The sequence below is a fragment of the Streptomyces sp. NPDC056987 genome (genome assembly GCF_042673865.1).
Lineage (GTDB): Bacteria > Actinomycetota > Actinomycetes > Streptomycetales > Streptomycetaceae > Streptomyces.
Genome location: NZ_JBHURV010000096.1, coordinates 1 through 1,416, shown reverse-complemented (window position 1 = coordinate 1,416; position 1,416 = coordinate 1). Strand labels below are relative to the sequence as shown.

General features: G+C 55.7%; 1 rRNA gene. It reads right to left on the bottom strand.

From position 1 onward, the window contains the following. Window positions 1–21: 21 nt before the first annotated feature. Window positions 22–1,416, bottom strand: a 23S ribosomal RNA gene (locus tag ACFTZC_RS41955); the annotation flags it as partial.

Below are 1,416 nucleotides of genomic sequence, written 5' to 3'. Positions count from 1 at the left end.
ACACAGTGGACGCGAGCAACTGAGGACAAGCCCTCGGCCTATTAGTACCAGTCAGCTCCAACCGTTACCGGTCTTCCACATCTGGCCTATCAACCCAGTAGTCTCCTGGGAGCCTTAACCCCTCATGGGGGTGGGAGTCCTCATCTCGAAGCAGGCTTCCCGCTTAGATGCTTTCAGCGGTTATCCTTTCCGAACGTAGCCAACCAGCCATGCCCTTGGCAGAACAACTGGCACACCAGAGGTTCGTCCGTCCCGGTCCTCTCGTACTAGGGACAGCCCTTCTCAAGACTCCTACGCGCGCAGCGGATAGGGACCGAACTGTCTCACGACGTTCTAAACCCAGCTCGCGTACCGCTTTAATGGGCGAACAGCCCAACCCTTGGGACCGACTCCAGCCCCAGGATGCGACGAGCCGACATCGAGGTGCCAAACCATCCCGTCGATATGGACTCTTGGGGAAGATCAGCCTGTTATCCCCGGGGTACCTTTTATCCGTTGAGCGACGGCGCTTCCACAAGCCACCGCCGGATCACTAGTCCCGACTTTCGTCCCTGCTCGACCCGTCGGTCTCACAGTCAAGCTCCCTTGTGCACTTACACTCAACACCTGATTACCAACCAGGCTGAGGGAACCTTTGGGCGCCTCCGTTACTCTTTAGGAGGCAACCGCCCCAGTTAAACTACCCATCAGACACTGTCCCTGATCCGGATCACGGACCCAGGTTAGACATCCAGCACGACCAGAGTGGTATTTCAACGACGACTCCACCTGAACTGGCGTCCAAGCTTCACAGTCTCCCACCTATCCTACACAAGCCGAACCGAACACCAATATCAAACTATAGTAAAGGTCCCGGGGTCTTTCCGTCCTGCTGCGCGAAACGAGCATCTTTACTCGTAGTGCAATTTCACCGGGCCTATGGTTGAGACAGTCGAGAAGTCGTTACGCCATTCGTGCAGGTCGGAACTTACCCGACAAGGAATTTCGCTACCTTAGGATGGTTATAGTTACCACCGCCGTTTACTGGCGCTTAAGTTCTCAGCTTCGCCACCCCGAAGAATGACTAACCGGTCCCCTTAACGTTCCAGCACCGGGCAGGCGTCAGTCCGTATACATCGCCTTACGGCTTCGCACGGACCTGTGTTTTTAGTAAACAGTCGCTTCTCGCTGGTCTCTGCGGCCACCCCAAGCTCAGAGTGCAAAACTCATCACCCAGAATGGCCCCCCTTCTCCCGAAGTTACGGGGGCATTTTGCCGAGTTCCTTAACCATAGTTCACCCGAACGCCTCGGTATTCTCTACCAGACCACCTGAGTCGGTTTAGGGTACGGGCCGCCATGAAACTCGCTAGAGGCTTTTCTCGACAGCATAGGATCATCCACTTCACCACAATCGGCTCGGCATCAGGTCTCAGACT